Below are 26,320 nucleotides of genomic sequence, written 5' to 3'. Positions count from 1 at the left end.
GAATGGACGGAAACCTTCGGTTCCGAGCGTCTCACCGGCGCGCTGCTCGACCGACTGACCCACCACGTCAACATCATCGAGATGAACGGCGAAAGCTATCGCCTCGCCAACAGCACAGCCCGTAAACAGCGCTGATCACCATAAAATATCTACCCACGATTGGCCCTAAGGGGCCAGTGCGCCATGGCTCGCGCCAGCTATGTGGCCAGCGCGCGCGCCATGGCGCACCCCCCAACTGGCCGGACTTTACGCCGCCGCCCCGGCCGACTTTTGCTCCGCCGTTGACAAAGCCACCGCTACCGTGGACGAATTTCTCACCGCCGTTCTCACTAGAAGCGCACAGAGAATGCTGTCCAGACAAACATTGCGTCGATCCGCGGCCAAATAGAGGGCCCATTGGCTAAACCCCATCACGGCGTCGTGTGTCAATCTGCATCCAAACGTGCCCCCCGATCGGCGTCCAATCAGCCTTACGCTTCAACGCTCGTGGTGTTGCGGCGGGAAGCTCCCGGTTAGCGCGATATGGCCGATCGAGCATCTCTTTCAGTGGCGTGCTCTCCACAGATTGTCGCTGTCGGTCGTAGGGACATGTGGTTCGGCAACAATTAGCATCGTGGCCTCTGTCGCCCGCACCGGGAGTGGCCCGTTGAGCCGCCAGCATTGACCAGGGCCGTAAGTGTAGTTTCCAAACGTGCCGGAGCCCTCGACCACCGTGACGCAAGCAAGCGGATCCATCAGCATGACCCTCTGCTCGGGGGCGAGCATTTCCTGAACGATGCGGAATGGTGCGGCCTCACCCGGAAACGGCATGATAGGCTGGGGGTTAAGGATCATCTCTTCCAGAGCCTGATCCAGACGCAGGTCATGCGAGCCGCCATCCGGTGAAAGCTGCAATGTGGCCCCCGGGGATTCCTGGATCTCGATCAGAGTGAGACCGGGGCCGAGGGCGTGGATCGTCCCGGCTTCGACATAGAACATGTCGCCAATTGCCGGCTCGATCCGGCGCAGAAGGTCCGTCAGGCGACCCGAAAGCGCAGCCTCCCGGATCTCGTCACAGGTGGCGGTCTGTTTAAGGCCCAGGTGGAAATATGCGCCGGGGCTAACGTCGGCAATATACCACCACTTGTGCTTCCGGCTCACGCCACGTTGCGGATGGACCTGCACGGGAAGTGGTTCGTGGGTCTGGATCCATTTGACAATAATCCCGGTCTCTGCCGCATCGAAGGCGATTTCATCAAGCGGTTGCGCTTGGCCCCGGGCCGGAACGCCATCGCACCGACCCCGGGATTTAGACCGATGATCAGGGACCAGCGGCTCCGCCAAAAACGGAGGATAAGCGGTTTCGCGGGTGAAGTCTTTCCTGTCGTGTTGCATCTCGATCAGCATTGGCCGGGTCTCCAGGAAGGTGTTGGCAGATTGAAAGGTTTGCGCTGGCATTGGCGATGACATGGGGATTGGTCAGCACATAGCCGCGTCCGCATCGATGATCACACCCGATCCCGCACTCATCCGGGGCTGACTTCCGGTGTCGGGTGCCAGACTGGGAGGCAGGTCGAAAAAGCGGCGGAAGAAGGGGTCGTTTAGCAGCGGGTTCGCGCTGACCTAAGTCTCGGTTCGCGTCGCGATATTGACGATGGCAGGTGTCACCCGTTCCAGCATCGGGGCTGCCATCAGCAGGCCCCGGTTGTCGAAGGCTAAGGCCGACTCGCCCCGTGACGGCAGCGGCCTAAACAGCGCTGTTACCAACAAAACAAGCATGAGCAGCCAGCGGCTGCGAGCGGTAAGTGACAAAGACATCGGGCTCTCCTGCGATGAATGGCCGGCCCCGGAGACCGGGGCCGGCACCGGTTCAGGCGGCCTGCGCGCCGCCCCTGCCGCGCGCGGACCAGAGCCGCGCGCCGGTCCAGGCGACCAAGGCAAAGCCGCCAATCACATGCAGTGCGGCAAGCCAGACTGCGAGGCCGGCGGCCGTTGCCCAAGGGCTGACGGCAACCCAGAGACCGGCCAGGAACAGCAGTCTGTCAGCCACCTCATCGCCCGACCACAGCAGCCAGGCGGCCAACACGACAAGGGCGGCGCCTGACAGGACGCTGCTCCAGAGGGCCGCAGCGGGCAGCGAAAGCATCAGCGGCAGGGCAGCCAGCAGGACGCCCGCAGCGATGACGGTCCCGGCGGCAATGCGGTAACCAGTATGGCGACGGTCCGAAATCCAGTTCGCGATCATGGTTTTACCTCCTCTCGTCTGATCATCAGTTGGGTTTCGCCAGCCGCCGCGGCTCTGACGGCGGCAGGAAGGGGCTCAGTTCTTCTGGCGCGAAGGCGCCGGCCGCAATTTCAGCGAGCGCGGTTTCCGTCGCGCTGTTCGAGGCATCGCCCAGTCTTGGCGCCGCGCCCTCGCGCAGGGCGCGGGTGCGGGCAGCGGCGGCCAGAACCAGTCCGAAACGGTCTGGCATGGCGGCCTGACAGTCAACGGGAAGAAGCGGGTTCATCGCGCACCTCTGTCAGGCCACCTGCTGCGCGTGTTGCGCGCCTTCGAGTGCCCGCAATGCGGTTTCGACGTCGCTCAGCCGCGACTGGCGATGATGCTCGGGCATCCCCTCAGAGGTCGCCAGATCCTGAAGATATTCGTTGAACGCGATGCTCATCAGGATCGAGCGGCGCGTTTCAAGCGGCAGGCTGGTATCCTGCGCCACCTCCATCGGAGTTGCTCCTTTCCTGACGTCGCCCACTGGCGCTCCGAGCGCGCGACGATAGGCGTCCCGATGCTGCGCAAGGCCCAGCCGGTCAAGCGTCTGATCGGAAAAGCGCCGCAGACGCGCGGCATGGGCGTGGCGCTGACGCTCGAGCGCCTGCGCCTGCTGGCGCGCCTCGGCCTCGCCCGGCGGCAGATGCACCTCGTAGGCGATGCCCAGCCGTTCGGCATGCCGGACCGCGGCTTCAAGGCTGGGGAAGGATAGTTCGACCTGATGGGCTGTGTCCTTACCGGCGGTCCAGCCCATCAGCGGCTCGATCGACGGCACGGAGGCACGCTCGATCCGCAGACGCCAGTCCTTGCTGCGCGCGCGACCGGATGTCATCGCGGATCTGGCAGGTTTCCATATCCGGGCAACGCTCTTCGCGGGCAGGCTGGAATCCCAGGTGGCTTCACCCTTGCCTTGTGGCAGGATCGTCGAGATGCCGGGCGCGGCAGGGGAAATATGGTCTCCTCTTGCAAGTTCCATGTCATCCTCCGATGCTTTCTGACAGGGGAGGTGCGGGCCGGATCGCTCCAGCCCGCCAGGATCAGGTTTTCAGCGGGATGCGTTTGACCTGCGCCTGGGCCGTTTCAGTCCTGGGCAGGGTCACGGTCAGTACGCCGTTGCGGAACGCCGCCTCAACGGCACCCTCATCGATGCCGGCGGGCAGCGGAATGCGCCGCTCGAACCTGCCGTAGACCCGCTCGGAGAACTGGCGCGCGCTGTCCTCTGTGGTGCTGGTCTTTTCGCCGCGCAGTGTCAGCAGACCATCCTCAAGCAGGACTTCGACATCCTTTTCTTCAAGGCCGGGAAGCTCTGCACTGATGTTGATCGCCTTGTCCGTTTCGGTAATCTCGACGCTCGGCCAGTTCGTGCCCGGCCAGCCACTGATACCAGGGAGGACCGGCGAGCGGGTGGCGAAAGAGCGGAAAAAGTCGTCGAACAGCCGATCCACCTCCCGGAGGAAGCTGACAAAGGGGTCAGGCGTCGCCTCGACGGGCTGCGTATTGCGACCCCGCCACCACGGCAGATTTTGGGTCCAGTTCTGTGGGATAAGATCTCTTACGCTCATGTCTGTGTCTCCTGTTCTTGCATAACCCCTCCAAAGGGCGCATCGGTGTGACCGATACGCCCCGGCGTTTCGGGACTGCCAGATATGGCCCGGTGATCAGGCTGCGGCGGTTTCGGGCTGCGGCTCGGCGGTTTTCGCCGCAGGGATACGGGCCTGCTTGGCCAAAGCTGCGGCAGATGTGCCATGCACAATCTCGATACGGCGCGGCTTCTTCTCTTCAGGGATTTCGCGCGCCAGCGAAATCTCCAGCAGTCCATCGGTCAGCGATGCGCCCTCAACCCGGACATGATCCGCCAATGCGAAACGACGTTCGAAACTGCGCGCCGGGATGCCGCGGTGCAGGTATTGCGCCTTATCATCGGACTCATTTTTGCCGGCAACGACCAGCACATTGCCGTTCTGGGTCAGCGTCAGATCGCTTTCGCGGAACCCGGCAACCGCCATGGTAATACCGTAGCGGTCCTCGTCGGCACGAACGATGTCATAGGGTGGCCAGCTATCCGCAGATTCAGCGCGGGCGGCGGCCTCCAGTGAGTTCAGGAGCCGGTCGAAGCCAACGCTCGACCGAAACAGCGGTGTAAAATCAAAAGTGGTTCTCATAGCCACATCCTCCATTGAGCAACATGGTACAAGTCGATAATTCACCGGAATTTCCGGCGGAGGACCCCCGGCAGGGCGATCCGCACGATCTTATTTGGAACGCAACTTCCGGGGTTCAAGACACAATCTCGTGGTTTGTGCGCTATCAATGTGTTCTGCATTCAGCCCGAATCTCGTCTGAATCTGCGCCTTGAGTGACGGGCGACGCAATAATCGCAAGATCGGAAGCTGCCGTTTGCCGGATGGTCACGATCTCGCCGCGATCATGATCCGGGAGGGCTATTGCGGCAGATTCTGGGGATCTGCTCTTGCTCGTCGCAAAGGTAAGTCGTCGGAACAGCCCCACGATTGCGGATCCTGACATCCGGCCGGACAGGAAACCCCGCGCCTTCCGCCGTCTTCAACAGGTCCAGTTTCTAGTCCGGCAGAAGGAGACCCTGGGTAACCGATTGACACCGCCTGCCTGACGGCGGGGTTCTGAGCTAAGACACGTGCATAACGACGTCCTTAACGACGTGTCTTATTCGGAGGGGCCATGCTTGGCGAGGTTCTGGGCGTTGAGCGGCGCCGGCGGTGGAGCGAAGACGAGAAGCTTGAGATCCTGTCGGAGGTCGGCGTCGGCGGTGCGTCGGTGACGCAGGTCGCGCAGCGCCACGAGATCACGCGTTCCCAGATCTACGGCTGGCGGCGTGATCTGAAGAAGAAGGGCCTATGGTCGCCGGATCGCGGGGCCGTTTTCTTGCCGGTGGATTTCAGCGGGGCTCAGGCAGGCGCCGGCAAGCGCATCTGCGCCGTCACGGTCTGGCCCTGTCGAACTGCGGCTGAGCAACGGCCGCTGCCTGAGGTTCGACAGCGGCATGGATGGAGAGGTGTTGATCGCCTTCATGCCGATGATACCCCGGTGCGGGTGCTCGATCAGGCCAGGAGGCTCGAAGGACTGGGCAAGGGCGTGAAGGAGGGCCGGATCTGGACCTACCTCCGGGATGACCGGCCCTGGGGCGGGACTGCGCCGCCCGGCATCGCCTACTTCGTCCGGCCTGAACAATTGCTTCAGGCGAGAGCCAAGGCACGCTGACGGCTTATTGCTTGCGAGATGGCCGTCGCAACCAGTTCAAGGAACAGGGACCAAAGAACCCGGAGATGGGCGAGGATCTTGCGGATATTGTGGCCGCAGGCGCAGAGGACGGCGAAGAGCGCATCGCCGATGCGGCCTTTCAGCGGGCATCTGGCAAGGCGACCGTCCATCTTCATGTGGCCGATCTCAGGTTCGATGGCGCTGCGCCGTTTCAGGAGTTTGGCCAGTAACGGCGTGAGGCCGCGTCGCATGCCGCTGATCAGGACCTTGGTGGTGCTTGCGCCATGGCCGCGATAGCCGCGGTCGACGACGGCGAGATCGGGCTCTTGGTCGGTCAGGATGGTCACCTGCTCCAGCGGAGCTGCCAGGGTGTGACCATCATAGGGGTTGCCGGGAAAGCTGCGGGCGCCGACGACGAAGCCGCCGTCAAGGGTGGTGGCGAGGCTGACCTTGGTGCCAAACTCGTAGCGGACCCGCGCCTTGCCCTTGGAGATGCAATCCACCTCGGGTTCGTGCAGGGAGTAGATCTTGCGCTTGCTCTTCGGGGTCTGTTCCAGCAGGCGGCCGCTGAGCCAGAGCGCTTCGAGCACCTTGTCGCGCAGGGCTCCCTCAGGGAGGTCCTGCAAATGGCGGCGCAGGTCACGGCGCACCCGGCCAACATAGCCCTTGAGCTGGCGCAGGGCCTTGCGCATGCGCTTGAATTGCCGGGCATGGGCATAACGCCCGACCTGGGCGGCCAGACGCGGGGCAAGCCGCGCATAGCTCTGGCGCAGCTCGACCCCGGCCTCCTTCGCTAGACCGACCAGCAGCGTCCGGGCGCGCTCATAAAGCCGGGCATCCGTCGGATGGGCGATGTTCTTTTCCATGACTGTCGTATCGACCGCTACCCGTTTCAGGGCCTTGTCGGTGACCGCGCCAGAGGCCCGGCCCGCCTCGATGGTCTTTGTCAGCAGCCACTCCACCCCTTCCTCGCCGATCCGCTTGCGCCAGCGGGTCAAGGACGAAGGATCGATTGGAGGACTGTGCTGAAAGAACGTCTCGCCGGTGAAGTGCTGGTAATACGGGTTCTCGACCCACCGGGCCAAGACCGCCTCGTCTGACAGCTTGAAGGCATGCTGGAGATACATGAGCCCCGCCACCAGCCGCGGCGATGTCGCCGGGCGTCCCTGGTGCGACGGAAAGAAACTGGCCCATTCCCGTTCGAAGAAGTCCCAGTCGATCAACGCCGCGAGCTTCACCAGCTCATGGCGGGCGTCAATCATGTCGACCAGCCGCGGGCACAGCAGGTCATCTTGTTCAGGGGCGCGGTAACGGGGCTTCATCGGTGACCGGAAAATTGCAGGGTTTCTGGCCCAAGCATACATAACCCTGCAATTCAAAGCCAACAACACCGCAGCTTCAGCATGCAAAATCAACGCGATAAGGGTTATTCAGAACGGACTACTTCTTCTCACCGGACCGGAAGAGCGTGCGACCCCGAAGCGTACCTGGCAGACATCCTTGCCCGCATCGGAGATCACAAGATCAATCGCCTCGACGAGCTGCTGCCGTGGAACTGGGTGCCACAATCCAAAGAGGCAAAGGCCGTCGCTTAAGCTGCGGTCCTTACCGGCCGGTTACGACCCTGGCGCCAGGCTGGCCGGAATGCACCTCGGCGAAGACGGGACGGCCTGTCGGGCGCGGAATGTCGTCCTGCTTCTGGTTTCGCCTGCCACTACGCTGCGGGTGATACCGGGCTGGTCAGGAAGATCGCCTTGTTCTTTCCATGCCGGTCATCTTTTCGGCGGCTGCATCGCATGGCCGCGCAAACATCGATCTGCTCAGGGCAAGACTCCTCGTCCCGGCGTAAACCAGAAAATGCACCAACTTTGAGTCAGACCCCCGTTTGGATGCCGATTGACAATCAGGATCGAGACCTTTCTCCGGCCCCATGACTTTTGTGGGCAACTTCAAGGTTAAGAACGCGCTTACCGAATTAGCAGTTTGAACCAAGAACTTGCGGTTCAGAAACGATACATGTTCAGGCCGCCATCAACGTTGATCGCATCCCCTGTACTATACTTTAGAGCGCCGCAGGCAAGCTGGGCTACAGCTTCACCAACGTCCTCGGGCGTACCCCAGCGTCGCTGTGGAACCAGCCCGTCGCGAATAGCATCGTCATATTTCTTTCGTGATGGTTGGGTCATTTCAGTCATCATGATGCCAGGTCGTACCTCATAAACCTGAATCGCCTCTTCCGCGAGTCGCGTCGCAAACAGGCGCGTTGTCGTGGATAGGGCCGCCTTGGTCATGCAGTAATCGGCACGGTCGGTAGCAAGCACCACCGCGTTTATTGAAGTGATGTTCACGATCGAACAGAAGTGCTCTGCAGGGGCGCCTGATTTGATGAGGTGCTTGGCAAAAGTCTGCGACAATAGGAAGGGTGCACGCAAATTCACGCGTAGCGCACGGTCGATGCTTTCGACCGGAAGATCAAGCATGTCGCCACGCACCATCGACGAGACGCCCGCGTTGTTGACCAGCGTTGTGACCACGCCCAATTGTTCTGCAGCTTCGATCATGCAATAGTGCTGAGCTTCGTCGCCCACATCAGACTGAAAGAAAGCTGCATTCACTCCCAAATAATCAAGGGCATTCAATGTGTCCTCGGCCGCCTGATCGCGTTCGATATCCACGACCAGAATATTGTGACCGCTTCGGGCGAGAGCTTCGCAAATGCCGCGGCCAAGCCCGCGGCGTCCACCAGTCACTATGGAGACAGCCTTCGCCATGGTTTTTCCTTTTTTGGTGCATGATATTTCGAGCTTGTGCACTTTAACGCCGTGCGCCAACCAGAACGCGCGCCCCAAAGTCGTTTGGCACGCCGAGATCGTTCTGGCGACAACGGGAGGTTGTTGCACCAGCAAGACCATACGGCGCAACAAGACCTCCAGTTCCACCGCCTAACAAGGGCGGGAGCGCTATCCGAACGAGGATGTAGAGTGGGCTGAGGCGTGACGACGCCAGATCGTCGTGAATGCCGCGGCAGACCTCCCTGACGGTTCGCGAGGGCGGTGCGGGAGGTCCACCCGATGCGTCGCACTGGAGCCGCTCCACAATGGCTGCAGCCATAGGAATATCTGCGTCCAGCATCGAAACCCCCCTGAGCCAGGTACTCGGCCAAACCCAGCCTGGGCTGCCGTCGAAGAAGGGGCGTGCTGCCACCACGAGCCACGACAACAAGCCATGCCAAAACGACCCTCTCGCCGCACTCGGTATGAAATCTGGCCTTGCCGTCGGCGACTGCATGCAACGCCACCGGACAAGAGAACTCCTCACCTTTCTGCGCCGTATCGAGCGACACATCCGCAAACCCCGCGCCATCCACGTCCTACGCCACCCTTTTCGCCGGAAATGCATCCGGTCGCTTGGCGACCATGCGACCTGTTGCTCCAGAATGCGGCCGAACCAGCCGACTTCTAAGCCGAACTCGTTCAAATTCTGAGCTTCTCGGCTTCGGCCTCAGTCAAGGGCCGGATCGCCTTTCCGTCCAGCAGCAGATGCAACCGGGCCGTTTCCTCCAGCTCTTCCATCGCATATTGCGCGTCTCTCAGCGTCGATCCGGCCACGACCGGGCCGTGGTTCGACAGCAGCATGGCGTGATGATCCGCCGCGGCTTCCTCGACTGCGCGCGCCAGATCCCGGTCGCCGGGCGCGAAATAGGGGATCAGCGGCAGCCGCCCCACCCGCATCACGTAATAGGCGGTCAGCGGCGGCAGCACGTCGGCCGGATCGACATCGGCAAGGATCGACACCGCCACCGAATGGGTCGAATGCAGATGCACGACCGCCCCGGCGCTGGAACGCCGGCAATAGACGCAGGAATGCAGGAAGGCTTCCTTGGTCGGCTTGTCCCCCGACAGATGGTTGCAGTGCTGATCCAGATGCGAAAGCCGCTCGGGCTCCAGTGCGCCGAGCGAGGCATTCGTGGGCGTCATCAGCATCGACCCGTCGGACAGGCGCACCGAGATGTTCCCTGTCGAACCGGGGCTGAGACGGCGATCGAACAGGGACTTGCCGACCTTGGCGATCAGATCGCGCATGCGGGTGGCTTCGGACAGGATCGCGGTCACGGCAGCAACCTCCAGGCCTTTAGGAAGAAGTCCTCCACCCCGAAGTTTCCCGATTTCAGGGCGAGCGCAAGGGGCGAAGACCCGCCCCTCGACCGGGTCCAGGGCACGCCGGGGTCGATTTCGGGGCCGATCTCCAGCGCGGGCACGCCCAGGCGGGTGACGATGGCGCCGGATGTCTCGCCGCCGGCGATCACGAAGCGATTGAAGCCTCGGCTGGCAAGCGCCTCGGCCAAGCCGGCAAGAAACTCCTCGACCATAGCGCCCGCGCGGTCGCGGCCTAGGCGGTCCTGCGCCCGCTGCACTTCGTCGGGATCGGCGCTGGACCAGACCAGCGGTGGCACGTCCCCGGCCGCATCGACGCAGAATGCCACGGCTTCGGCGATGGAAACACGGTTCTCGGCAATCGCGATCGCGTCGAGCCTCAGGGCCGGCACGCCGGCGGCGATGGCGCGGGCGATCTGCCGGCGGGTAGCGGCGGAGCACGAACCCGCCAGGAACACGGCGCGGCCATTGGGAACCGGCAAGGCGGCTTCCGAAGCCGCCCTGCCCTCCGGCAGGAAGTTCGCGGGCAGGCCGAGGGCGATCCCAGAGCCGCCCGTGATCAGCGGCAGGTCGCGCGCCGCGCGGCCGATGGTGCGAAGATCGGCGTCGTCGATGGCATCGACGATCGCGATGCCGGCAAGGGTATCAAACGCCGATTTCAGCGCCCCATCCCCCGCCGCCACGGTCTCGCGTCCGATCAGGCTAACCCTGTTCCCGCTTTGCCGTCCCAGAACCCGCACCAGATCGGCGTCGCGCATCGGCGTCAACGGGTGGTCCTTCATGCTGCTTTCCGATAAAAGCCGGTTGCCCACGAACAGATGGCCGCGATAGACGGTCCGGCCATTCGTCGGAAAGGCGGGGCAGGCTATGGTGCGATCCGTGCCGAGGAAGGCCATCAGCGCATCCGCCACCGGGCCGATATTGCCCTGATCGGTGGAATCGAAGGTCGAACAATACTTGAACAGGAACTGCCGCGCGCCCCAGCCTCGCAGGACTTCCGCCGCCGCCAAGGACATGCGGACCGCTTGCGCCGCCGGATTGGTGCGGGATTTCATCGAGACGACCACCGCCTCGGCATCGCCGATATCCAGGTCGGGCGTCGGAACGCCGACGACCTGCAGGACCCTCATCCCCTCGCGGGACAGGGTCAGCGACAGGTCCGTGGCCCCGGTCAAGTCGTCCGCGATTGCACCGATGAACATTGCGCTTCTCCTCATTCCCGCCAGGGCACGAACCAGCCCAAGCCCTCGCCCGTCGTCGAGAGCGGCCGGTATTCGCAGCCGACATGGCCCTGATAGCCGATCCGGTCCAGCACGCCGAAAATCCGCGTGTCGTCGAGTTCGCCCGTCCCCGGCTCGTTCCGACCGGGGACCGAGGCGGTCTGGACATGGCCGATGATGGGCAGCAGGGTTCTCAGCGCCTCGGTCACGTCGCCATGCATGATCTGGCGGTGATAGATGTCGAATTGCAGCTTGACGTTCGGCAGGCCGAGGCTGTCGATCAGATACTCGGCCATGGCGAAATCCGACAGCAGATAGCCCGGCATGTCGCGCCGGTTCAGCGGCTCCAGCAGGATGTCGATGCCGGATGGCCCCGCACTCTCGGCCGCCTCGGCGATGGCGTCGCGGTAGCGGTTGCGATGGGGCGCGCTCTGCGACGGGGCGATGCCCGCCATCAGATGCAGCCGGGGCACCGACAGGACGCGCGCATAATCCAACCCAAGCGCCAATGCCCTGGTGAACTCATCCGCGCGCTCCGGGAAGGCGGCGATTCCGCGCTCGCCCGCCGCCCAGTCTCCGGGAGGCAGGTTGAACAGCACGATGCGCAGGCCCGCGCTGTCGGCCGCCTTGCGGATGGTCTCCGCCGGATGGTCATAGGGAAAAAGGAACTCGACCGCGCGGAACCCTGCATCCGCCGCCGCCGCGAAACGGTCGAGAAACGGCAGTTCGCCGAACATCATCGTCAGATTGGCCGCGAAACGGGGCATCGCGATACTCCTTCATGGCATGGCAACCGCTTGCGGCCACCTGATGAGTCACTCGGCGGTTTCCGACTGCAAATGCAGGCGGATGATCTCATCCATCGAGGCATCTGCCTTGAAGCCCAATTCGTTTGCGCGCCTCGTGTCGAAACTGCGAGGCCAGCTTTCGATAATCCGGGCTATCGCGGGGTCGGGTTCATCCCGGATCAGCGCCACCGCCTCGTCGCCTGCCACGCGCCGCAAGGCCTCGATCTGCTCGGCCACACTAACGCAGACGCCCGGAAGCGTCAGGTTGCGCCGATCGCCAAGCGCAGCGCTGTCCAGCGCGGCGGCGTGCAGGATGAAGCCCGCCGCCGCCTCGGGGCTGGCGAACCAGTGCCGGATCGAGCGGTCCACCGGCAGCACCGCCGGTTCGCCCTTCAGCGGCTCGCGCAGGATGTTCGAGAAGAAGCCCGAGGCGGCGCGGTTGGGACGGCCCGGACGGATGCATATCGTGGGCAGGCGGATGCCAATCCCGTCGAAGAAGCCGCGCCGGCTGTAATCGGCCAGCAGAAGCTCGCCGATGGCTTTCTGCGTGCCATAGCTGGTCAGCGGCGTCAGGATATGGTCGTCGCCGATCGGATCGGGCAGCGGCGCACCGAACACCGCGAGCGACGAGGTGAAGACCACGCGCGGGCAATAATCGTCGCCCGCCAGCCGGATCGCCTCGAACAGCGCGCGGGTGCCGTCGAGGTTGATCGCATAGCCCTTTTCGAAATCCGCCTCGGCTTCCGAGGAGACGATGGCCGCCAGATGCAGGATGACATCCGGGCGCAGGGCCACCAGTTCTTCGGCCACGCCGGGCTGCGACAGGTCCCGCCGTTCCAGCCGCAGCACGCCCGTGAACCCTTCGGGCGCGGCGGGCTGGAAGACATCCACCAGCGTCAGCGCGGTGACGGGCTTGCCACCCAACTCGCCGTCCCTGGCCAGTTTCGCGGCGACCTTGCGGCCAAGCATCCCCGCGCCGCCGATGATCATGATATGCATGTTCTTTCTCCTGTCCTGCGGATCGGCGGCCAGCATCAGCCGGTGACGCCGAAAAACTTCAGCAATGCCACGGCCTGTCCCTCGGTCATCGCGGATCCCGGAATGACCGAGGCGCCTTCCGCCTGCGCCTTGCGCATCAACGCGGTCGGGGTCGGGGCGGGAACGATGTCGGCGACGGTCATGCCCGGCGCGAAGACGCCGACCTCGCCCGGCAGGCCGTCATCAGGGTTCATGCCGACGGGCGTCGCATTGACGACGATGTCGTGTCCAACGGCATCCGGCCCGCCACGGCGCACCACACAGCCCGGAAAAGCCGCCGCCAGGTTGGCAACCAGGCTGCCCGCGCGCCCGTCATCGAGGTCGGCGACCGTGATGGCGGCCGCACCGGCCTGGGCGAAGGAAACCGCGATGGCGCGCCCCGCACCCCCGGCACCCAGCAGCAGCACCCTTGCGCCAACGGGATCACGGACGGCTTTCACCGCATTCAAAAGGCCGATGCCGTCGAAGATCTCGGCCGTCCAGCTTCCATCCTCTTCCCGGCGCATGGCGTTCAGGCCACCGACCAGTTTCGCCCCGGTGCCGATGCGGTCGGCAAAAGCCATGCAGCGTTCCTTGAAGGGATAGGTCACGATGAAGCCCGCCATGTTGCCAAGCGAAAGCAGCGCGGGAAAAACCCCGTCGAAAGCCTCGGCCGGAATGTGCAGGGGCACGACGGCAAGATCCTTGCCCGCCGCCGCGATCCGGGGATTGAGCAGGCCCGGCGTCCGCGCCTTGGCGATCGGATCGCCGATCATGCCGATAAGTCTTGTCGTCGCCTTTACGGTCATGCCATGCCCTTTCGGTTTCCCTGCCCCGCTCATACCTGCGAGACGTGCGGCAGCTCGTCTTTCGACAGCGAATATTGCAGCGCATAGACGCCGCGGCGGATTTCGCCCTCGGCCCCCGCCGCGCGCAGGCCGTCGTCGCAAAGCGGACCCGAGGCGCGAAGGGCGGAAAGGACGGCGGCATCCGTCAACTCCACCAGCACGATCACATCCGCCACCGCATCCGGCCCGCCGCGCAGGCGCGTTTCCTCGGTGTTCTGCCGCCCCATCTCGCCCTGCCCCTTCAGAAGGTGGGCGCCGACCACACCGGGCCGCGCGGCGATTTCGGGCAGGACGCTTTCGGCCAGGCGATGCAGGAAAGCGTCGGTCGCCTCGCCACCCGAAAGCCGCACCGCCTCGACCAGCGCCCCCTCGCCGCAGCCCCAGCTTCCCAGAACCCGGCAGACCGTGCGCGAGGTGTCGGTGAAATGGCGCACCACGGCCCTCGTCCAGGGCGAAGGCGTGTTCAGCGCGGCGCGATATGCGTCCGAGGTGAAATCCTCGGGCCGGTCGGCCTCGTAGAAGTTGAAGAACTTCGGATGCCCGTCCAAGGCGACATAGCGCCGCCCCCGGCGGAATCCGGGCAAGGCGACACGCTCGGGAATATGTTCGTGAACGTGCCAGTTCAGAAATTCCGTCTCGGCATCCTGCTGGATGCCGTTCCAGATCGCCAGCACTGCCTGACCTTGAATTGCCATAACCGATCCTGCCGTTTCGGGTGCCGGAACCCCGGCACCGCATTCGATTGCAAAAGTTCAGACGCCGGGACGGCGGGCGGCATGGGCCGCGCGCCAGGCCTGGACCACGTCCTCGGTCAGCGGAACGACCTTCTGTTCCTGCTCGCCCAAACGGGTGATCCCAAGCCGCATGACGTCGCCGGGCTTCATGAAGTTCGGCGGCACCTTGCCCAGCCCCACGCCCGGAGGCGTGCCGGTCGTGACGATATCGCCGGGCTGAAGCGCCATGTAGCGACTGAGATAGGACAAGAGGAAAGCGCAGGTGAAGATCATCCGGCTGGTGGTGCCGGTCTGCACGCGCTTGCCGTTCAGGTCGAGCCAGAGGTCCAGTTCCTGCGGGTCGCCTACCTCGTCGGCGGTCACGATCCAGGGACCGCAGGGCGCAAAGCCGGGATGGCTCTTGCCCTTGGTCCACTGGCCCTCGCGGTGCAACTGGTAATGGCGTTCGGACACGTCGTTCAGAACCATGTAGCCCGCGACATGGCTCAGCGCCTCGGCCTCGGTCACGTTCCAGCAGGGCGTGCCGATGACGAAGGCCAGTTCGACCTCCCAATCGAGCTGGGTCGAATCCTCGGGGAACCAGACCGGGTCGTTGGCCCCGCAAAGGGCGGCGGTGTGCTTGTTGAAAAGGATCGGCTCCTGCGGGATGGGGGCGTTGGTCTCTTCGGCGTGATCGGTATAGTTCAGCCCGATGCAGACAAGGTTCGGCACATGCGCCACCGGCACGCCATAGCGCACAGGCCCGGCGATCTCGGGCAGGCTGGCGGTATCGGCGGCGGCGATGGTGGCCAGCCCTTCCGGCGACAGCGCCCATGCGTCGATGTCAGTGACCACCGATGACAGGTCCCTGAGCTTGCCCTGGTCGTCCACGATGCCCGGACGTTCGGCGCCGGCCTCGCCATAGCGGAAAAGTTTCATCCTCGTCTTCCTCTCGTCTGGTTCCTGCTTGCGTCAGGGCAAGCCTTCTTCATTGCCGGACTTAGGGTTCAGTCCGACCTGTGGTCATCTGGTGGAACCGGCGCGCTGGCGCCGGTCGCGCAAGGTTCAGTTCAGGGTGCGGCGGGGTTTGCGGCGGCCCTCCGGCGCGCTGGCCAATCCGGCAGCGAGCCCCATCGGCTGTTCGGAAAACAGCCGTGCATCCATCGTCTTCAGATCCGCCGCGATTTCGGGGCGGAAGGCCATGTTGGCCAGGATGTCCTGCTCCAGATCGACGCCCGGCGCGATCTCGATCAGGCGCAACCCGTTCGGACCCACGTCGAACACGCCGCGCTCGGTGACGAACAGCGCGACGCGGCCTTCCTCGGCGGCGAAGCCGGCGTTGTAGCAGATCTGCTCGATCTGCGGCACGAACTTCCGGTGGCGGCCCTCCTGCACGATCCGCAGGCGGTTGTCGCAACATTCGATCTGCAAGCCCCCCGAGGTGAAGGTGCCGCTGAACACCACCTTGCGCGCGTTCTGGCTGATGTTGATGAAGCCGCCGACGCCGACGATCTTGTCGCCGAAGCGGCTGATGTTCACGTTGCCGGCCGGATCGACTTCGGCGAAGGACAGGAAGGCCACGTCCAGCCCGCCGCCATCGTAGAAATCGAACTGATAGGGCTGGTCCACTACGGCGTCGTAGTTCTGGGCCGTGCCGGAATCCACGCCTGTCAGCGGCGCGCCGCCGATGAAGCCCTGCTCGTTCGACAGGATGATGTCGTCGAGGATCCCTTCCTCGGACGCCACCGCCGAAACGCCGGTCGAGATCCCCGCGCCGAGATTGCAGACCGCGCCCTTGGCAAGTTCTAGCGCCGCGCGGCGGGCGATGATCTTGCGTTCGGTAAAGGGCAGCCGGACCAAGCTGTCCAGCGGCACCCGCAACTCGCCCGAATAGGCCGGGTTGTAATCCGTGGCATAGGTCTGGCGCTGTTCGGGATCGACCACAACGTAATCCACGAGGATACCCGGAATCTTGACCTCGCGCGCCGGCAGGGTGTTCGCCTTTGCCAGCCGCTTGACTTGGACCACGACCGTCGCGCCCTGCCGCCGCGCCGCCTGCGCGGTCGAAAGCATCTCGCCGGGAATGGCTTCCTCTTCCATCGTCACGTTGCCGTTCTCATCCGCCGTGGTGCCGCGCAGGAAGACCAAATCCAGCGGAATGGGCCGGAAGAGCAGCCAGTCCTCGCCTTCGATCTCGATCAGGCGGACCAGGTCCTCCTTGGCGCTGGGGCTTTGGCGAGCGCCAAGCTGGCGGGGGTCGATGAAGGTATGCAAACCCGTCCGCGTGACCAGCCCGGGCCGGCCGGCGGCCATTTCCCGCATCAGTTGCGAGATCACGCCCTGCGGCAGCGTCCAGGATTCGATCTTGTCATCCCGGGCCAGGTCGATCAGCGGCGGGGAGTCGATCAGCGCGCTGGTGATGCTGCGGCGAAGCATGCCGGGATGACGAAAGCAGGCCGCCCCCTTCAGCTTGCGGTCGCCGATGCCGACAGCATGGATCAGGCAAAGATCGCGAGGCGCACCGGTTTCCAGGAAGCGCCGCTCGACGGCATCCAGGACGGCCTGCGGCACGCCATGGCCGCCGCCGGACCCGCTGGCAAGCACATTGTCGCCGTTCTGGATCAGGTTGGCGGCTTCGTCGGCGGTGATCACCCGTGTTTTCAATTTTTCCTCCGGTCTTGTCTGGATGCGGGCCGCGTGACCCGCACTGTTCAGGAATTGCCGCCGTTCAACCGGCGTTCGGGAACCAGCCGCTGCAACGGAACGGGATCCTTCGGCGGATCCCGGCGCAACCGGGCCGGCCACAGGTTCGAGATTTCCTGCGCGGCGGCCTTGAGCGCGGGCACGAGATCCTCGATCCGGCCCTCGGTCAGCCGGGCCGAGGGGCCAGCGATGCTGACGGTGCCCGCAACGCAGCCGTCTTCGCCGGCGCGGACCACAGCCGCCATGGCGGAAACGCCCTGTTCGGCTTCGTTGCGCGCGATGCCATAGCCGCGTTCACCCGTCACCCGCAGCTTCTCCATCACCTGCTCGATCGAGCGCGCGACATCCGGCCCATAGGTTTCCGGGGTCTGGAAGGCGCGGCTGTTCAGGACGATCTGAACCGCCTCCTCGACCGGCAAGGTCGAGAGCCAGATCTTGCCGCTGGCCGTCGCATGCAGCGGAACCGTATCGCTTTGCAGCGCCGGCTGATACATCAGGCCGCCGCGCGCGCCCTGCGCATGGGCAACCCAGACAAGCTGGTTGCTATCGACCACCGCAAGCCGGACGTATTCGCCGCTGGTCGCGGCCAGTTGGTCCAACAGGGGCTGGCAGATATCGGGAATGCCGGTCGCGACATAGAAGCGTTGCCCCAGGATGGCCAGCCGCATCGTCAGCCGATAGTAGCCGGTCTGCGGGTCTTGCTGCGCCCAGCCCTGTTCGATCAGCGCCCCCAGCAGGCGATGGGTCCCGCTTTTCGGCAGGTCGAGCGTTTCCGCGATCGTGCCGAGGGGCAGCTCCGCCGCGTCTTCGGACAGAAGCTGGATGATCGACAGGCAGCGTTCGGCTGGAATATGGCTCATCTGGCGCTCCGTTCGGGATTGGACAGGGTTGGATCGGCTTTTGCCTGATGGGCATCATCGCGGGTCGGCGCGGTCATGTCAGCCTCCCTCGAAGACCGGGTCGCGCTTGGCGAAGAAGGCGCTCATGCCCTCACGCAGATCGGCCGAGTCGAAGATGTCTTGCTGAAGCCGGGTGGACAGCGACAGCGCGTCGTCCAGCGACCTGTCGAGCGAGGCGTCGACCAGCCGCTTGGCGAAGCGGTTGGACAAGGGGCCGCGCTGGTCGATCCCGGCCGCCAGTTCGCGCGCCGCCTCCAGCGCCGAGCCGCTGGAAATCCGGTTCACGATGCCCCAGTCCAACGCCTGCCGGGCGCCGATGATTGCCCCGGTGAACAGCATCTCCTTCGCGCGGGCTGGTCCGACCAGACGCGCCAGACGCACCGCGCCATTGCCGGCCAGCCCGCCCAGCCGACTCTCGGTCAGGCCAAGCGTCGCATCCTCGCGCATGATCCGCAGATCGCAGGCCAGCGCCAGTTCCAGCCCGCCCCCCATCGCCGGCCCGTCAAGGGCCGCGATCGTCGGCGCCTCGATCAGCGCCAGATTGCGCAGCACCATATCCTCGAACAGGATCTTCTGCTCGCTGGCATCGGCCTTCAGATGCGCAAACTCGCGGATGTCGCTGCCGGCGCAGAAGGCGCGGCCCGATCCGCCATGAAGGATCACACATCTGACATCGGCCAGGCCCCGCACCTCGGAAATCGCCGCGTTGAGGTCGCGCAGCATCGGGCGTGTGACCAGGTTGAGCGGGCCATGCGACAGGCCGATCTCGGCCACATGCCCATCGAGGCGGAGGGTGACCAGTGGCTGATGATTCTGCGGGGAGGAGGTGGACATGGTTGCCGTGGCCTCAGGCGTGTTGCGGAAGCTTGCCCATCCCATGCAGAACGCCCAGGCGTTCGAAATGGTGATGGATGCGGTCGACGTAAGCCCCGAACTCGGGCGCGTCGCCAAGGGTGATAGGGCGGGGGCGCTCAAGCTCGACCCGGATATCGTCCACCACCTCGCCGGGGCTGGGGCTTATCACGATGATCCGGTCCGACAGGCCGACGGCCTCCTCGACGCTGTGGGTGATAAAAAGCACCGTCGGGCGGCGGCGCATCCACAGCGCTTCCAGGTCCATGCGCACCTGAAGCCGGGTCAGCGCGTCGAGCGCCCCGAAGGGCTCGTCCATCATCAGGACCGAAGGATCATGCACCAGGCTGCGGATCAGAGAGATCCTTTGCCGCATGCCGCCGGAAAGCTGCTTGGGGTATTTGTCCATCGCGCGCTCCAGCCGCAGCTGCGCGAACAGATCCCTGGCGCGCTCCTCGATCTGGCGGCGCGGCAGCTTGCGGATGTCCGCATGCAGCATGACGTTCTGCATGGCGGTGCGGAATTCCAGCAGCAGGTGGTCCTGGAAGGCGATGCCCACATCGGTCAGGGGTTTCGTCACCGGCTTGCCGCCAACCGAAATCCTGCCAGTCGTCGCCTGAAGAAGGCCCGCGACCATCAGCATGAGCGTGCTCTTGCCGCAACCCGAGGCGCCCACGACCGAGACGAACTCGCCGGCCTTGATGGAAAGGGTCACTTCCTTCAGGGCACGGAACGGCTTTTCCAGTTCCGGCCCGAAGATCTTGGACACCCCCTCGATTTCAATGGGAGCGCCCGAGATGCCCTGGTCTTGATGATTATTCATGGCATGATCCTTTTCGCCACCGCGCCCGGGTCAGGCCGAAGCCATGACCGCGTCGAGCGGCACCTTGGAAACAAGAAGAGCCTTCTGGCCACGCTGGACGACCGTTCCGTCCTGGTTGACCAGTTCGACGTCGAATGTCGCGATGGCCTGCTGGGGCCGCGATCTGCTGTCGCGCAACTCGGCGATCCGGTAGTTCACGAAGATCGTGTCGCCGACGAAGATCGGCCCGACGAAGCGCCAGTCGTTGATCCCGAGGAAAGCGATCGCGGTTTCGCGCAACTCTCCGGTCCTGGGCCACATCAGTCCATGCGCATAGGCAAGGCCCAGCATCCCATGCGCAACCCGACGGCCGAAATGGCTGGCCCTACCATAGACATCGCTGGTGTGGAGTTCCGAGAAGTCGCCCGTCAACCCGGAAAAACCCACCAGATCCGCATCGGTGATGGTCCGGCCGGGACTACGGAAGGCAAGGCCGACGCTCAGGTCTTCGTAGCGATAGGTGGTTCGGATGGTCATGGCCGCTCGCAATTTTCTTGTTGATACGATAGGGGGCGTTTAGCGCCCCCTTGGGTCAGGTTATTTGCAGGGGCGCAAATCTGCGTCCGGCGGCAAGAACTCGTTCGTATAGTATATTGTTGGGTCCGTCCCAACGGGCAGCAAGCCCACTTGTGACAGAAGATCTTGCGTATTGGCCCAATGAGCATCGGTAGCCTTGCCCAGATATTCTGCCCCACCGCTGCAGAAAAGCGGAGGAATAGCGGCGAGTTGCGCTGCAGCAAGTTTGGTGTCGACCTCTGGGAAGACCGCCTTGACATCGTCGATAGCCTTGTCGGGATTATCCAGTGCGAAGCTCCAACCCTTCAGGCTTGCCGCGATGAAGTTTCGAAGAACATCAGGGTTCTGCTCGATGAAGCTCTCGCTTGCGAAGATGGATGTGCTGACCGTCGGCACGCCATGATCCGCGAAGGGAAATCCATGAATGTCGGCGCCTTGGGCTTTCAGCTGGATGGCGTAGTCGTCCACGGATCCGAGGATGGCGTCAACTTGACCCTGCAATAGCGCGGGCACCATTGAGGATGTGGGCATGCTGAGATGAGTCACCTCCGACGCGTCGATGTTATTCGCTTTGTAAAGAAGCGGCAGCATAGGTTGCTGCGAACTGCCGGCGGGAACTCCGATTTTTTTCCCCTTGAGATCGGCGATCGACGTGATGCCTGTTTTCTTGAGCGACTCGACTTCGTTAGGATTCGATTGATAGATGGTGGCCAGGATCTTCATCGGCGCACCCTTGGCGATGAGCTGACTGACCGGGACCGCGTCGGCATAGGCCAGTTGAGCCTGACCGCTGGCGACCATTTGGGCCGTATTGGCGGAACCATTGCCTTGGATAATCGTGACGTCGAGGCCGACCTCTTTATAGTACCCTTGCTGAAGGGCAGCGGCGAAACCGGCATTGGCGCCGCCGGCATACCAGTTCAGCTGGAAGGTCACCGGCGTATCGGCGGCGGCCGCTCCAGCCCAGGCCAAACCGGCGATCAGGCTGCCGGCAGTGAAGAGTCCCTTGATGATCATGACGTCAGTATCCTCCCGTGACGTGATTTGCGATTTACTTCAATTTGCGTTGCCAGGGCGCCAGCGCCCATTCGGTCAATTCCACCGCGTAGTTGATCGCCAGGCCGATGACCGTCAGAATCACGAGAACCGCGAAGGTCAGTTCCATGTTCATCGTGCTTGTCCCTCGCAGCAGGACATAACCCAGCCCTTCATTGGCCCCCACGAATTCGGCCACGATGGCGGCGGTGGCGGCGATGGTGGCCGAGGTCTTGACGCCCGAGAAGATGACCGGCAGCGCGGCAGGCACCCGAAGATAGCGGAACGTCTGCCAGGTATTCGCCCCCATCGAGCGGGTCAGATACAGAAGCCGCGTGTCGAGGATCTGGAAGCCGCTGATGCTGGAGATCAGCAGCGGGAAGAAGGTCATCAGCAGCGTCAGGATGACCTTGGATTCGATCCCGAAGCCGAACCATACCAGGAAAAGCGGCGCCATCGCGATCTTGGGCACCAGTTGCAGCAGCATCGCCGGGGGATAGAGGACCTGCTTCGCCAATGGCGACAGGGCGATCACGAGACCCAGCGGAATGGCCAGCAGGATCGTCAGCCCGAAGCCCAGCAGGATTTCCAGCAGCGTGACCTTGGTATTGGCCCAAAGCATCGGCGCCTCGGCGATCAGCAGCCGGAAGACGGCATCGGGCGCTGGCAAAAGATACGAGGGAACCTGGAAAGCTTTCACGCTGACAGCCCAGAGGCCGACGATGGCAACGAAGGTCATCGGCGGGATCATGTTCCACAGAAACTGGCCGATCAGGTAGCGGGTCTGATTGCGCCGGCGCGGCGCAACATCGTCTTGCGCCACGGAAGTGGCGGGAGCGTTGGAATCCATGATGTCTAAAGTCTCCTCCTGGGCTGTCCGACCAGCCGCCCTCGCTCTCCACGCGGCAACGGCTTGCTTGTCGCAACCTTCAAGAAGGAATACTATTCCATCTTGATTTAGTGTTCAATCTTAAATTTTCATGACGTAGCACGGCAGCGAAACCCCTCGGGTGTCCGCCGCTAGATCACCGGTCGGAAACGGACAGAAATTCTAAGGATACAAATGGATAACATGACATCGCGTTCCAACGGGCGAGAGGGCCGACCGCCTGGCTCACGCATATTCGAGCCACGCATATCCGGCGAGAGAGAGGATCCACTCCTCGCACCCCACCCGTCTCCGATCCCGCAGGGCACACTCGCCACCAGCCCAGTCACGAATCGCCGCTCCTGTCCGCACAAGAGAAACTCGCCAGCAAGACCGGCTGGAAACGGGCGGCGCGCGGACAGGACATCCTGAAAGTTGCAGAATTGAAAAACGTCTACATTCTCGCCCTTGCGGCCTACTTCCTGTTTTCGGTCTGCGATGCCTCGATCAAGGCCGCCGGAAGCGGGTCGCTTTCGGCGTTCGAGATCGGCTTCATCGTGAATATGGCCGCAACCGTAGTCCTGCTGATGACGCGCCACCCCGGCGAACGATGGCGTGACTTCTGGATCACCGGAAGGCCCCTCGCCCTTCATGCGCGCGCCTTCTTCGGCCTCGTTGGCAGCCTCTGCGCAATCTACGCCTTCACGACGATCCCCCTGGCGCAAGCCTATGCGCTGATATTCCTGTCGCCGATCTTCGTCACCCTCTTGTCGGGCCTAGTGCTGAAGGAGGCCATCGGCCCCTGGCGATGGAGCGCCGTAGGCCTTGGTTTCCTGGGTGTGCTGCTGGTCTTGCGACCGGGGATGCAGCCGCTTCAGCCTGGACATCTCGCCGCGATGCTGGGGGGCATATCCACCGGATTTTCCATCATCATCTTGCGAAAGGTCGGCACGGAGGCAAAGCGCACCAGCATCCTCGGGATGCTTCTGCTTTACCTTCTGTGCCTGAACGGCATTGCAGCGATGGCCGTCGGCATCCACCTACCGACGCCGGCACAGTTCCTGCACTTGCTGATGGCGGGCGCCGCCTATGGGCTTGGGCAATGGGCGCTGATCATGGCGGCAAGACGAGGCAACGCAAGCCAGATTGCCCCGATGCAGTATTCTCAACTGATCTGGGCCGTGGTGTTCGGCGCGGCCTTCTTCGCGGAATACCCCGATGGAATGGCGATTGCGGGCCTTGCGGTGGTCGGATCGTCGGGCCTGTTGACCCTCGTGTGGGAACTGATCCTGCAACACCGGCGGCATCGCTAAACCGGTGGCGACCATGCCGTTCGCTTCGTCAACCGATCGAGTAAGACAAAGATCCTACACCACTGCTTGTTTCCCCGGAATGCTGCGGCTGCCGCGCTGCACTGCCGTCAGACCGCTTTCCGCCGAGGCTGTGTGAAAACTCCTGTTTATGCTACAATTCCGCATGGTTGGGAGGCTTGGCATGTCGGGTTTCATCGAGGGCGTAAACCGGGATCAGACGACGCTTTTCCCTGAGCGTCTGGAGGACTGGGTCGGCGAAGATAACCCTGTCCGTGTCGTCGATCTCTTCGTCGATGAACTCGACCTTTCCGCCTTGGGTTTCCATCGCCACGCGGCCGCTCGGACGGGACGGCCGGGTTATCATCCGGCAGTGCTTCTGAAGCTGTTCATCTACGGCTATCTGAACCGCATCCCGTCCAGTCGGCGCCTTGAGCGTGAAGCCGGGCGCAATGTCGAGGCGATGTGGCTGACCGGGCGGCTGGTGCCCGACCACAAGACCATCGCCGATTTCCGGGGCGAGAACGGCCCAGCCATTCGCCGGACTTGTGCCGAGTTCGTGGAGCTCTGCCGTCGGATCGGCGTGCTGAAGGGCGACTGCCTTGCAGTGGACGGCAGCAAGTTCAAGGCTGTGAACAATCGCGACCGGAACTTCACCAAGGCGAAGATCGCCAGCCGCCTGGCGCATCTGGAGCAGGAGGTCGGCCGCTATCTCGAGGAGGCCGAGCGGGCGGATCGGCAGGAGACCGGCGAGGCGCGCACGGAAAAGATAGCTCATCTGACCAGCCGTTATCACCGTGTCCGGCTGGAGATGGACCGTATGGTAACGCTGCGCCGGGAGCTGGCAACGACACCGGACGGGCAGATATCACTGACGGATCCGGACGCCCGTGCCATGGCGACGCGGGCGCAGCACAGCGGCCATGTCGGCTATAATGTTCAAAGCGTTGTCGATGCCGAGACCCATCTGATCGTGGTGCATGAGGTCACCAATCAGGGCCATGATCGTGATCAGCTTGCCTCCATGGCGGGTGCCGCGAAGACTGCCCTTCGGCGCGACGACCTGCATATCCTGGTCGACAAAGGCTATTTCAGCGATGGCGAGATCCTCGCCTGCCACGAGCAGGGCATCACGGCGACGGTGCCGCGGCCGGACACGTCCGGGAGCCGGGTGCATGGGCGCTATGTGAAGGCGGACTTCGCCTATGATCCCGACAAAGACATCTATCGCTGCCCGGCCGGCGAGGTGTTGAGCTATCGGTCCACGGTCGAGCAGCAGGGCCTTCAGATGCGCCGTTACTGGACCACGGCTTGCCCTGGCTGCCCGTTGCGCAACCGCTGCACGACGAACACCCTGCGCCGGATCAGTCGCTGGGAATGTGAGCATCTGGTGGAGGCGGCCGACGCCCGCCGGCGGGACGCCTCGGCCCCGATGAGGATCCGGCGCTCGACGGTCGAGCACCCGTTCGGCACGATCAAGGCCTGGATGGGGCACACCCACTTCCTGACACGAAGGCTGGCAAACGTCCGCACGGAAATGGCGCTGAATGTCCTTGCCTACAATATCAAGCGCATGGTCTCTCTGATCGGCATCCGGGGCCGAATGGCGGCAATCCCAGGCTGAGCCGCCAGGCATGGTGAGTTCCGGCAGCCTTGACGAAAAACTCCTGATCTCAGGCAAGGAGCTCATAAGTCACTGCGACCGAAGGAAGTTTTTACACAGTCTCCGCCCTCTTCGCCAAATGGCCGTGCCATCACGGGAGGCTGGCGATATCGCACTATGCCCTGGGCTTCGGCTGGTGCAGGTGCCGCCGCACGTTGGCGCGGAACGTATTCCGCAGATCCTTGTTGATCAGATCGAGATCGAACCACTCCGGGTCGAAATGCCCACCCGCCCAGCGGAGATTGGCTTCGTGATCGTCATGGTCCTGATCCCGGATCGCTTCCAGGAAGTCGCCATATGACCACGGGCCGCCAACGTCTTCTGGTGGCCGGGCACGAGCGCCTTCGAGGCATTCGGCATGGCGGGGCACTGGATCGAGCGACAGCCATTCCTCGATCCTGATGACATGGTGCCAGTCATCACCGAAGTCGTAGAGATAGGTGAAGGCGGAATCTCGCCCGACAAAATCCGCCAGCCGGACCTCGGTGTAGTCGAAGACTCTCGGCCCGCCATATCCGTCATCGAGCAAGTCGAGGTCGCCGTAGCGCAGCCCGCCGATGCGGAACTCGTGCAGATGGCTGTCGGTCCAGCTGAACCCGGCCTGCAGAACCAGGTGCAGTTTATCCAGCGTCCACTCGGCCGGGACCACGAGCCGCCGCCAGATTGGCGGCTCGACTTCCGCAAGGGACACATGCAGGCGAACAGCGTTGTAAAGCTGGGACAAACCGCACCTCTCCGATCAGATCGCGAAATCCTCAAGGGTTTTCCCGGCGGCGAGAGCATCGGCGATCCATGCCGGTTTGCGGCCTCGACCGGACCAGGTGATCTCCGGATTTTCCGGATGGCGGTATTTCGCAACAGACTCGGACCGCTTTCGCGCCGGGGCAAAGCCCACCAGGTCGGCCAGCGGGAAGCCAAGTTCAGCAGCGAGGGCGTTCACCTTTGCAAAGGCCTCGGCCTTCTGGCGATCCTCAAAGCTGGAAATCGCTTTAGCGACGTTCTTTTCCAGCTGCTTCAATTCGGCAAGCGACAAGGCGGTCAGATCGATATCGGTCATCGGTATCCCCGTTTGTTATGCCGCAGGTTTAATGCAGGTCGGCTAACAGAGCAATTGAGGGCATCAGACATGGTGCAGACCGGGAGGGCCGGCTAGACACTGCCCCATGAGCAGAAGACAACCTCCTCGCCAATACCGGGCATCACGGAACCGGACCAGAACAGGTGGCTCCCATCGGATCAGGTGGGTTTCACCGGGCAGGATTCTCGGCGCGATGGCGGCCGCATTGACCCTCGGGTTGTCAACGGCGGAGCAAAAGTCGGCCGGGGCGGCGGCGTAAAGTCCGGCCAGTTGGGGGGTGCGCCATGGCGCGCGCGCTGGCCACATAGCTGG

At 63.5% G+C, this 26,320-nt stretch carries 28 protein-coding genes and 3 pseudogenes; 6 read left to right on the top strand and 25 right to left on the bottom strand.

Annotation, left to right across the window (positions count from 1 at the left end; all coding sequences use genetic code 11):
• On the top strand, nucleotides 1-135 hold a 135-nt coding region (locus PARJ55_RS23585; protein ID WP_217809624.1), incomplete at its 5' end, for an ATP-binding protein.
• A gap of 408 nt (nucleotides 136-543) precedes the next feature.
• Here the strand turns inward: PARJ55_RS23585 and PARJ55_RS22655 are convergent.
• From PARJ55_RS22655 to PARJ55_RS0119175, 7 genes are all read right to left on the bottom strand, one after another.
• The gene (locus PARJ55_RS22655; protein WP_051416370.1) at nucleotides 544-1,386 is read right to left on the bottom strand and encodes a class I mannose-6-phosphate isomerase; all 843 of its coding nucleotides are present in this window, start codon (nucleotides 1,384-1,386) and stop codon (nucleotides 544-546) included.
• A gap of 216 nt (nucleotides 1,387-1,602) precedes the next feature.
• Nucleotides 1,603-1,797: a hypothetical protein gene (locus PARJ55_RS24395; protein WP_028714475.1), complete on the bottom strand. Its 195-nt coding sequence runs from the start codon at nucleotides 1,795-1,797 to the stop codon at nucleotides 1,603-1,605.
• Between the two features lie 52 nt (nucleotides 1,798-1,849).
• Nucleotides 1,850-2,224 (bottom strand): hypothetical protein, encoded by a 375-nt coding sequence (locus tag PARJ55_RS0119200; RefSeq protein WP_028714474.1) that lies wholly within the window; start codon nucleotides 2,222-2,224, stop codon nucleotides 1,850-1,852.
• A gap of 25 nt (nucleotides 2,225-2,249) precedes the next feature.
• Entirely contained in the window at nucleotides 2,250-2,489 is a 240-nt protein-coding gene (locus PARJ55_RS22650) for a DNA-directed RNA polymerase subunit omega (RefSeq protein WP_084637927.1), read from the bottom strand.
• Nucleotides 2,490-2,501: 12 nt separating this feature from the next.
• On the bottom strand, nucleotides 2,502-3,221 hold the full coding sequence (locus tag PARJ55_RS22645) for an NADH dehydrogenase ubiquinone Fe-S protein 4 (RefSeq protein WP_084637926.1): 720 nt from the start codon (nucleotides 3,219-3,221) through the stop codon (nucleotides 2,502-2,504).
• A 61-nt stretch (nucleotides 3,222-3,282) separates the two neighbouring features.
• The gene (locus PARJ55_RS0119180) at nucleotides 3,283-3,807 is read right to left on the bottom strand and encodes an Hsp20/alpha crystallin family protein (RefSeq protein ID WP_028714471.1); all 525 of its coding nucleotides are present in this window, start codon (nucleotides 3,805-3,807) and stop codon (nucleotides 3,283-3,285) included.
• Between the two features lie 96 nt (nucleotides 3,808-3,903).
• Nucleotides 3,904-4,407: an Hsp20 family protein gene (locus tag PARJ55_RS0119175; protein ID WP_028714470.1), complete on the bottom strand. Its 504-nt coding sequence runs from the start codon at nucleotides 4,405-4,407 to the stop codon at nucleotides 3,904-3,906.
• Nucleotides 4,408-4,942: 535 nt separating this feature from the next.
• On the opposite strand from PARJ55_RS0119175, the pseudogene PARJ55_RS24680 reads away from it, so the two are divergent.
• Together PARJ55_RS24680 and PARJ55_RS24905 are read left to right on the top strand one after the other, a co-directional pair.
• Nucleotides 4,943-5,122 (top strand): annotated as a pseudogene (locus PARJ55_RS24680) (transposase); the annotation flags it as partial.
• 159 nt (nucleotides 5,123-5,281) lie between these two features.
• A pseudogene (locus tag PARJ55_RS24905) lies at nucleotides 5,282-5,449 on the top strand (transposase); the annotation flags it as partial.
• Nucleotides 5,450-5,457: 8 nt separating this feature from the next.
• On the opposite strand, the gene PARJ55_RS22635 reads toward PARJ55_RS24905, so the two are convergent.
• Entirely contained in the window at nucleotides 5,458-6,804 is a 1,347-nt protein-coding gene (locus PARJ55_RS22635; RefSeq protein ID WP_036714571.1) for an IS5 family transposase, read from the bottom strand.
• Between the two features lie 150 nt (nucleotides 6,805-6,954).
• Here PARJ55_RS22635 and PARJ55_RS23575 point away from each other — a divergent pair.
• Nucleotides 6,955-7,077, top strand: a pseudogene (locus PARJ55_RS23575) (transposase domain-containing protein); the annotation flags it as partial.
• Between the two features lie 408 nt (nucleotides 7,078-7,485).
• On the opposite strand, the gene PARJ55_RS0119160 reads toward PARJ55_RS23575, so the two are convergent.
• The 15 genes from PARJ55_RS0119160 to PARJ55_RS0119090 all read right to left on the bottom strand — a co-directional run bounded on the left by PARJ55_RS0119160 (nucleotide 7,486) and on the right by PARJ55_RS0119090 (nucleotide 21,939).
• Entirely contained in the window at nucleotides 7,486-8,394 is a 909-nt protein-coding gene (locus PARJ55_RS0119160; RefSeq protein WP_084637924.1) for a 3-ketoacyl-ACP reductase, read from the bottom strand.
• A gap of 561 nt (nucleotides 8,395-8,955) precedes the next feature.
• Nucleotides 8,956-9,594 carry a 3-oxo-tetronate 4-phosphate decarboxylase gene (otnC, locus tag PARJ55_RS0119155; RefSeq protein WP_036714569.1) on the bottom strand — a complete coding sequence of 213 codons (639 nt, stop codon included), beginning with the start codon at nucleotides 9,592-9,594 and terminating at the stop codon, nucleotides 8,956-8,958.
• Entirely contained in the window at nucleotides 9,591-10,838 is a 1,248-nt protein-coding gene (otnK, locus tag PARJ55_RS0119150; RefSeq protein ID WP_028714468.1) for a 3-oxo-tetronate kinase, read from the bottom strand. The genes otnC and otnK overlap by 4 nt, the downstream gene beginning before the upstream one ends.
• An 11-nt stretch (nucleotides 10,839-10,849) precedes the next feature.
• Complete coding sequence (gene otnI, locus PARJ55_RS0119145) at nucleotides 10,850-11,623, bottom strand: 2-oxo-tetronate isomerase (protein WP_028714467.1); 774 nt, start codon at nucleotides 11,621-11,623, stop codon at nucleotides 10,850-10,852.
• Between the two features lie 48 nt (nucleotides 11,624-11,671).
• On the bottom strand, nucleotides 11,672-12,643 hold the full coding sequence (gene denD / locus PARJ55_RS0119140) for a D-erythronate dehydrogenase (protein ID WP_028714466.1): 972 nt from the start codon (nucleotides 12,641-12,643) through the stop codon (nucleotides 11,672-11,674).
• 35 nt (nucleotides 12,644-12,678) lie between these two features.
• Entirely contained in the window at nucleotides 12,679-13,470 is a 792-nt protein-coding gene (locus tag PARJ55_RS0119135; RefSeq protein ID WP_198019392.1) for a shikimate dehydrogenase, read from the bottom strand.
• Between the two features lie 29 nt (nucleotides 13,471-13,499).
• Nucleotides 13,500-14,204, bottom strand: coding sequence for a DUF4286 family protein (locus PARJ55_RS0119130; RefSeq protein ID WP_010400385.1), 705 nt, complete (start codon nucleotides 14,202-14,204; stop codon nucleotides 13,500-13,502).
• 57 nt (nucleotides 14,205-14,261) lie between these two features.
• Nucleotides 14,262-15,161 (bottom strand): fumarylacetoacetate hydrolase family protein, encoded by a 900-nt coding sequence (locus tag PARJ55_RS0119125; RefSeq protein WP_010400386.1) that lies wholly within the window; start codon nucleotides 15,159-15,161, stop codon nucleotides 14,262-14,264.
• 126 nt (nucleotides 15,162-15,287) lie between these two features.
• The gene (locus PARJ55_RS0119120; protein WP_084637923.1) at nucleotides 15,288-16,886 is read right to left on the bottom strand and encodes an acyl CoA:acetate/3-ketoacid CoA transferase; all 1,599 of its coding nucleotides are present in this window, start codon (nucleotides 16,884-16,886) and stop codon (nucleotides 15,288-15,290) included.
• A gap of 47 nt (nucleotides 16,887-16,933) precedes the next feature.
• Nucleotides 16,934-17,785, bottom strand: a complete 852-nt coding sequence (locus tag PARJ55_RS22630; RefSeq protein ID WP_051416366.1) for an IclR family transcriptional regulator — start codon at nucleotides 17,783-17,785, stop codon at nucleotides 16,934-16,936.
• A gap of 78 nt (nucleotides 17,786-17,863) precedes the next feature.
• Nucleotides 17,864-18,658, bottom strand: coding sequence for an enoyl-CoA hydratase/isomerase family protein (locus PARJ55_RS0119110; RefSeq protein WP_051416365.1), 795 nt, complete (start codon nucleotides 18,656-18,658; stop codon nucleotides 17,864-17,866).
• Between the two features lie 13 nt (nucleotides 18,659-18,671).
• Nucleotides 18,672-19,499, bottom strand: coding sequence for an ABC transporter ATP-binding protein (locus tag PARJ55_RS0119105; protein ID WP_036714567.1), 828 nt, complete (start codon nucleotides 19,497-19,499; stop codon nucleotides 18,672-18,674).
• Nucleotides 19,500-19,529: 30 nt separating this feature from the next.
• A complete protein-coding gene (locus tag PARJ55_RS0119100) occupies nucleotides 19,530-20,015 on the bottom strand; it encodes a MaoC/PaaZ C-terminal domain-containing protein (RefSeq protein ID WP_028714461.1) in 486 nt (161 codons plus the stop codon).
• 60 nt (nucleotides 20,016-20,075) lie between these two features.
• The gene (locus tag PARJ55_RS0119095; protein WP_036714565.1) at nucleotides 20,076-21,071 is read right to left on the bottom strand and encodes an ABC transporter substrate-binding protein; all 996 of its coding nucleotides are present in this window, start codon (nucleotides 21,069-21,071) and stop codon (nucleotides 20,076-20,078) included.
• A gap of 34 nt (nucleotides 21,072-21,105) precedes the next feature.
• Complete coding sequence (locus tag PARJ55_RS0119090; RefSeq protein ID WP_198019391.1) at nucleotides 21,106-21,939, bottom strand: ABC transporter permease; 834 nt, start codon at nucleotides 21,937-21,939, stop codon at nucleotides 21,106-21,108.
• Nucleotides 21,940-22,400: 461 nt separating this feature from the next.
• On the opposite strand from PARJ55_RS0119090, the gene PARJ55_RS22625 reads away from it, so the two are divergent.
• Nucleotides 22,401-23,270 carry a DMT family transporter gene (locus tag PARJ55_RS22625; RefSeq protein WP_036714563.1) on the top strand — a complete coding sequence of 290 codons (870 nt, stop codon included), beginning with the start codon at nucleotides 22,401-22,403 and terminating at the stop codon, nucleotides 23,268-23,270.
• 181 nt (nucleotides 23,271-23,451) lie between these two features.
• The gene (locus PARJ55_RS0119080; RefSeq protein WP_028714458.1) at nucleotides 23,452-24,891 is read left to right on the top strand and encodes an IS1182 family transposase; all 1,440 of its coding nucleotides are present in this window, start codon (nucleotides 23,452-23,454) and stop codon (nucleotides 24,889-24,891) included.
• Between the two features lie 154 nt (nucleotides 24,892-25,045).
• Here the strand turns inward: PARJ55_RS0119080 and PARJ55_RS0119075 are convergent, their stop codons facing one another.
• On the bottom strand, nucleotides 25,046-25,654 hold the full coding sequence (locus PARJ55_RS0119075) for a plasmid pRiA4b ORF-3 family protein (protein ID WP_028714457.1): 609 nt from the start codon (nucleotides 25,652-25,654) through the stop codon (nucleotides 25,046-25,048).
• Between the two features lie 15 nt (nucleotides 25,655-25,669).
• Entirely contained in the window at nucleotides 25,670-25,987 is a 318-nt protein-coding gene (locus PARJ55_RS0119070; protein WP_028714456.1) for an H-NS family nucleoid-associated regulatory protein, read from the bottom strand.
• Nucleotides 25,988-26,320 lie beyond the last annotated feature (333 nt).

This window comes from Paracoccus sp. J55 (genome assembly GCF_000513975.1).
Taxonomy (GTDB): Bacteria; Pseudomonadota; Alphaproteobacteria; order Rhodobacterales; family Rhodobacteraceae; genus Paracoccus.
Note: the sequence above shows the minus strand (reverse complement) of the source record. Positions and strands in the feature narration are given on the sequence as shown.

Excerpts from the sequence above, each read along its gene's own strand:
- PARJ55_RS22655 (WP_051416370.1), bottom strand. The coding sequence starts at position 1,386 with ATGCTGATCGAGATGCAACACGACAGGAAAGACTTCACCCGCGAAACC.
- PARJ55_RS24395 (WP_028714475.1), bottom strand. The coding sequence starts at position 1,797 with ATGTCTTTGTCACTTACCGCTCGCAGCCGCTGGCTGCTCATGCTTGTT.
- PARJ55_RS0119200 (WP_028714474.1), bottom strand. The coding sequence starts at position 2,224 with ATGATCGCGAACTGGATTTCGGACCGTCGCCATACTGGTTACCGCATT.
- PARJ55_RS22650 (WP_084637927.1), bottom strand. The coding sequence starts at position 2,489 with ATGAACCCGCTTCTTCCCGTTGACTGTCAGGCCGCCATGCCAGACCGT.
- PARJ55_RS22645 (WP_084637926.1), bottom strand. The coding sequence starts at position 3,221 with ATGGAACTTGCAAGAGGAGACCATATTTCCCCTGCCGCGCCCGGCATC.
- PARJ55_RS0119180 (WP_028714471.1), bottom strand. The coding sequence starts at position 3,807 with ATGAGCGTAAGAGATCTTATCCCACAGAACTGGACCCAAAATCTGCCG.
- PARJ55_RS0119175 (WP_028714470.1), bottom strand. The coding sequence starts at position 4,407 with ATGAGAACCACTTTTGATTTTACACCGCTGTTTCGGTCGAGCGTTGGC.
- PARJ55_RS22635 (WP_036714571.1), bottom strand. The coding sequence starts at position 6,804 with ATGAAGCCCCGTTACCGCGCCCCTGAACAAGATGACCTGCTGTGCCCG.
- PARJ55_RS0119160 (WP_084637924.1), bottom strand. The coding sequence starts at position 8,394 with ATGGTCTTGCTGGTGCAACAACCTCCCGTTGTCGCCAGAACGATCTCG.
- otnK (WP_028714468.1), bottom strand. The coding sequence starts at position 10,838 with ATGTTCATCGGTGCAATCGCGGACGACTTGACCGGGGCCACGGACCTG.
- otnI (WP_028714467.1), bottom strand. The coding sequence starts at position 11,623 with ATGCCCCGTTTCGCGGCCAATCTGACGATGATGTTCGGCGAACTGCCG.
- denD (WP_028714466.1), bottom strand. The coding sequence starts at position 12,643 with ATGCATATCATGATCATCGGCGGCGCGGGGATGCTTGGCCGCAAGGTC.
- PARJ55_RS0119135 (WP_198019392.1), bottom strand. The coding sequence starts at position 13,470 with ATGACCGTAAAGGCGACGACAAGACTTATCGGCATGATCGGCGATCCG.
- PARJ55_RS0119130 (WP_010400385.1), bottom strand. The coding sequence starts at position 14,204 with ATGGCAATTCAAGGTCAGGCAGTGCTGGCGATCTGGAACGGCATCCAG.
- PARJ55_RS0119125 (WP_010400386.1), bottom strand. The coding sequence starts at position 15,161 with ATGAAACTTTTCCGCTATGGCGAGGCCGGCGCCGAACGTCCGGGCATC.
- PARJ55_RS22630 (WP_051416366.1), bottom strand. The coding sequence starts at position 17,785 with ATGAGCCATATTCCAGCCGAACGCTGCCTGTCGATCATCCAGCTTCTG.
- PARJ55_RS0119110 (WP_051416365.1), bottom strand. The coding sequence starts at position 18,658 with ATGTCCACCTCCTCCCCGCAGAATCATCAGCCACTGGTCACCCTCCGC.
- PARJ55_RS0119105 (WP_036714567.1), bottom strand. The coding sequence starts at position 19,499 with ATGAATAATCATCAAGACCAGGGCATCTCGGGCGCTCCCATTGAAATC.
- PARJ55_RS0119100 (WP_028714461.1), bottom strand. The coding sequence starts at position 20,015 with ATGACCATCCGAACCACCTATCGCTACGAAGACCTGAGCGTCGGCCTT.
- PARJ55_RS0119095 (WP_036714565.1), bottom strand. The coding sequence starts at position 21,071 with ATGATCATCAAGGGACTCTTCACTGCCGGCAGCCTGATCGCCGGTTTG.
- PARJ55_RS0119090 (WP_198019391.1), bottom strand. The coding sequence starts at position 21,939 with ATGGATTCCAACGCTCCCGCCACTTCCGTGGCGCAAGACGATGTTGCG.
- PARJ55_RS0119080 (WP_028714458.1), top strand. The coding sequence starts at position 23,452 with ATGTCGGGTTTCATCGAGGGCGTAAACCGGGATCAGACGACGCTTTTC.
- PARJ55_RS0119070 (WP_028714456.1), bottom strand. The coding sequence starts at position 25,987 with ATGACCGATATCGATCTGACCGCCTTGTCGCTTGCCGAATTGAAGCAG.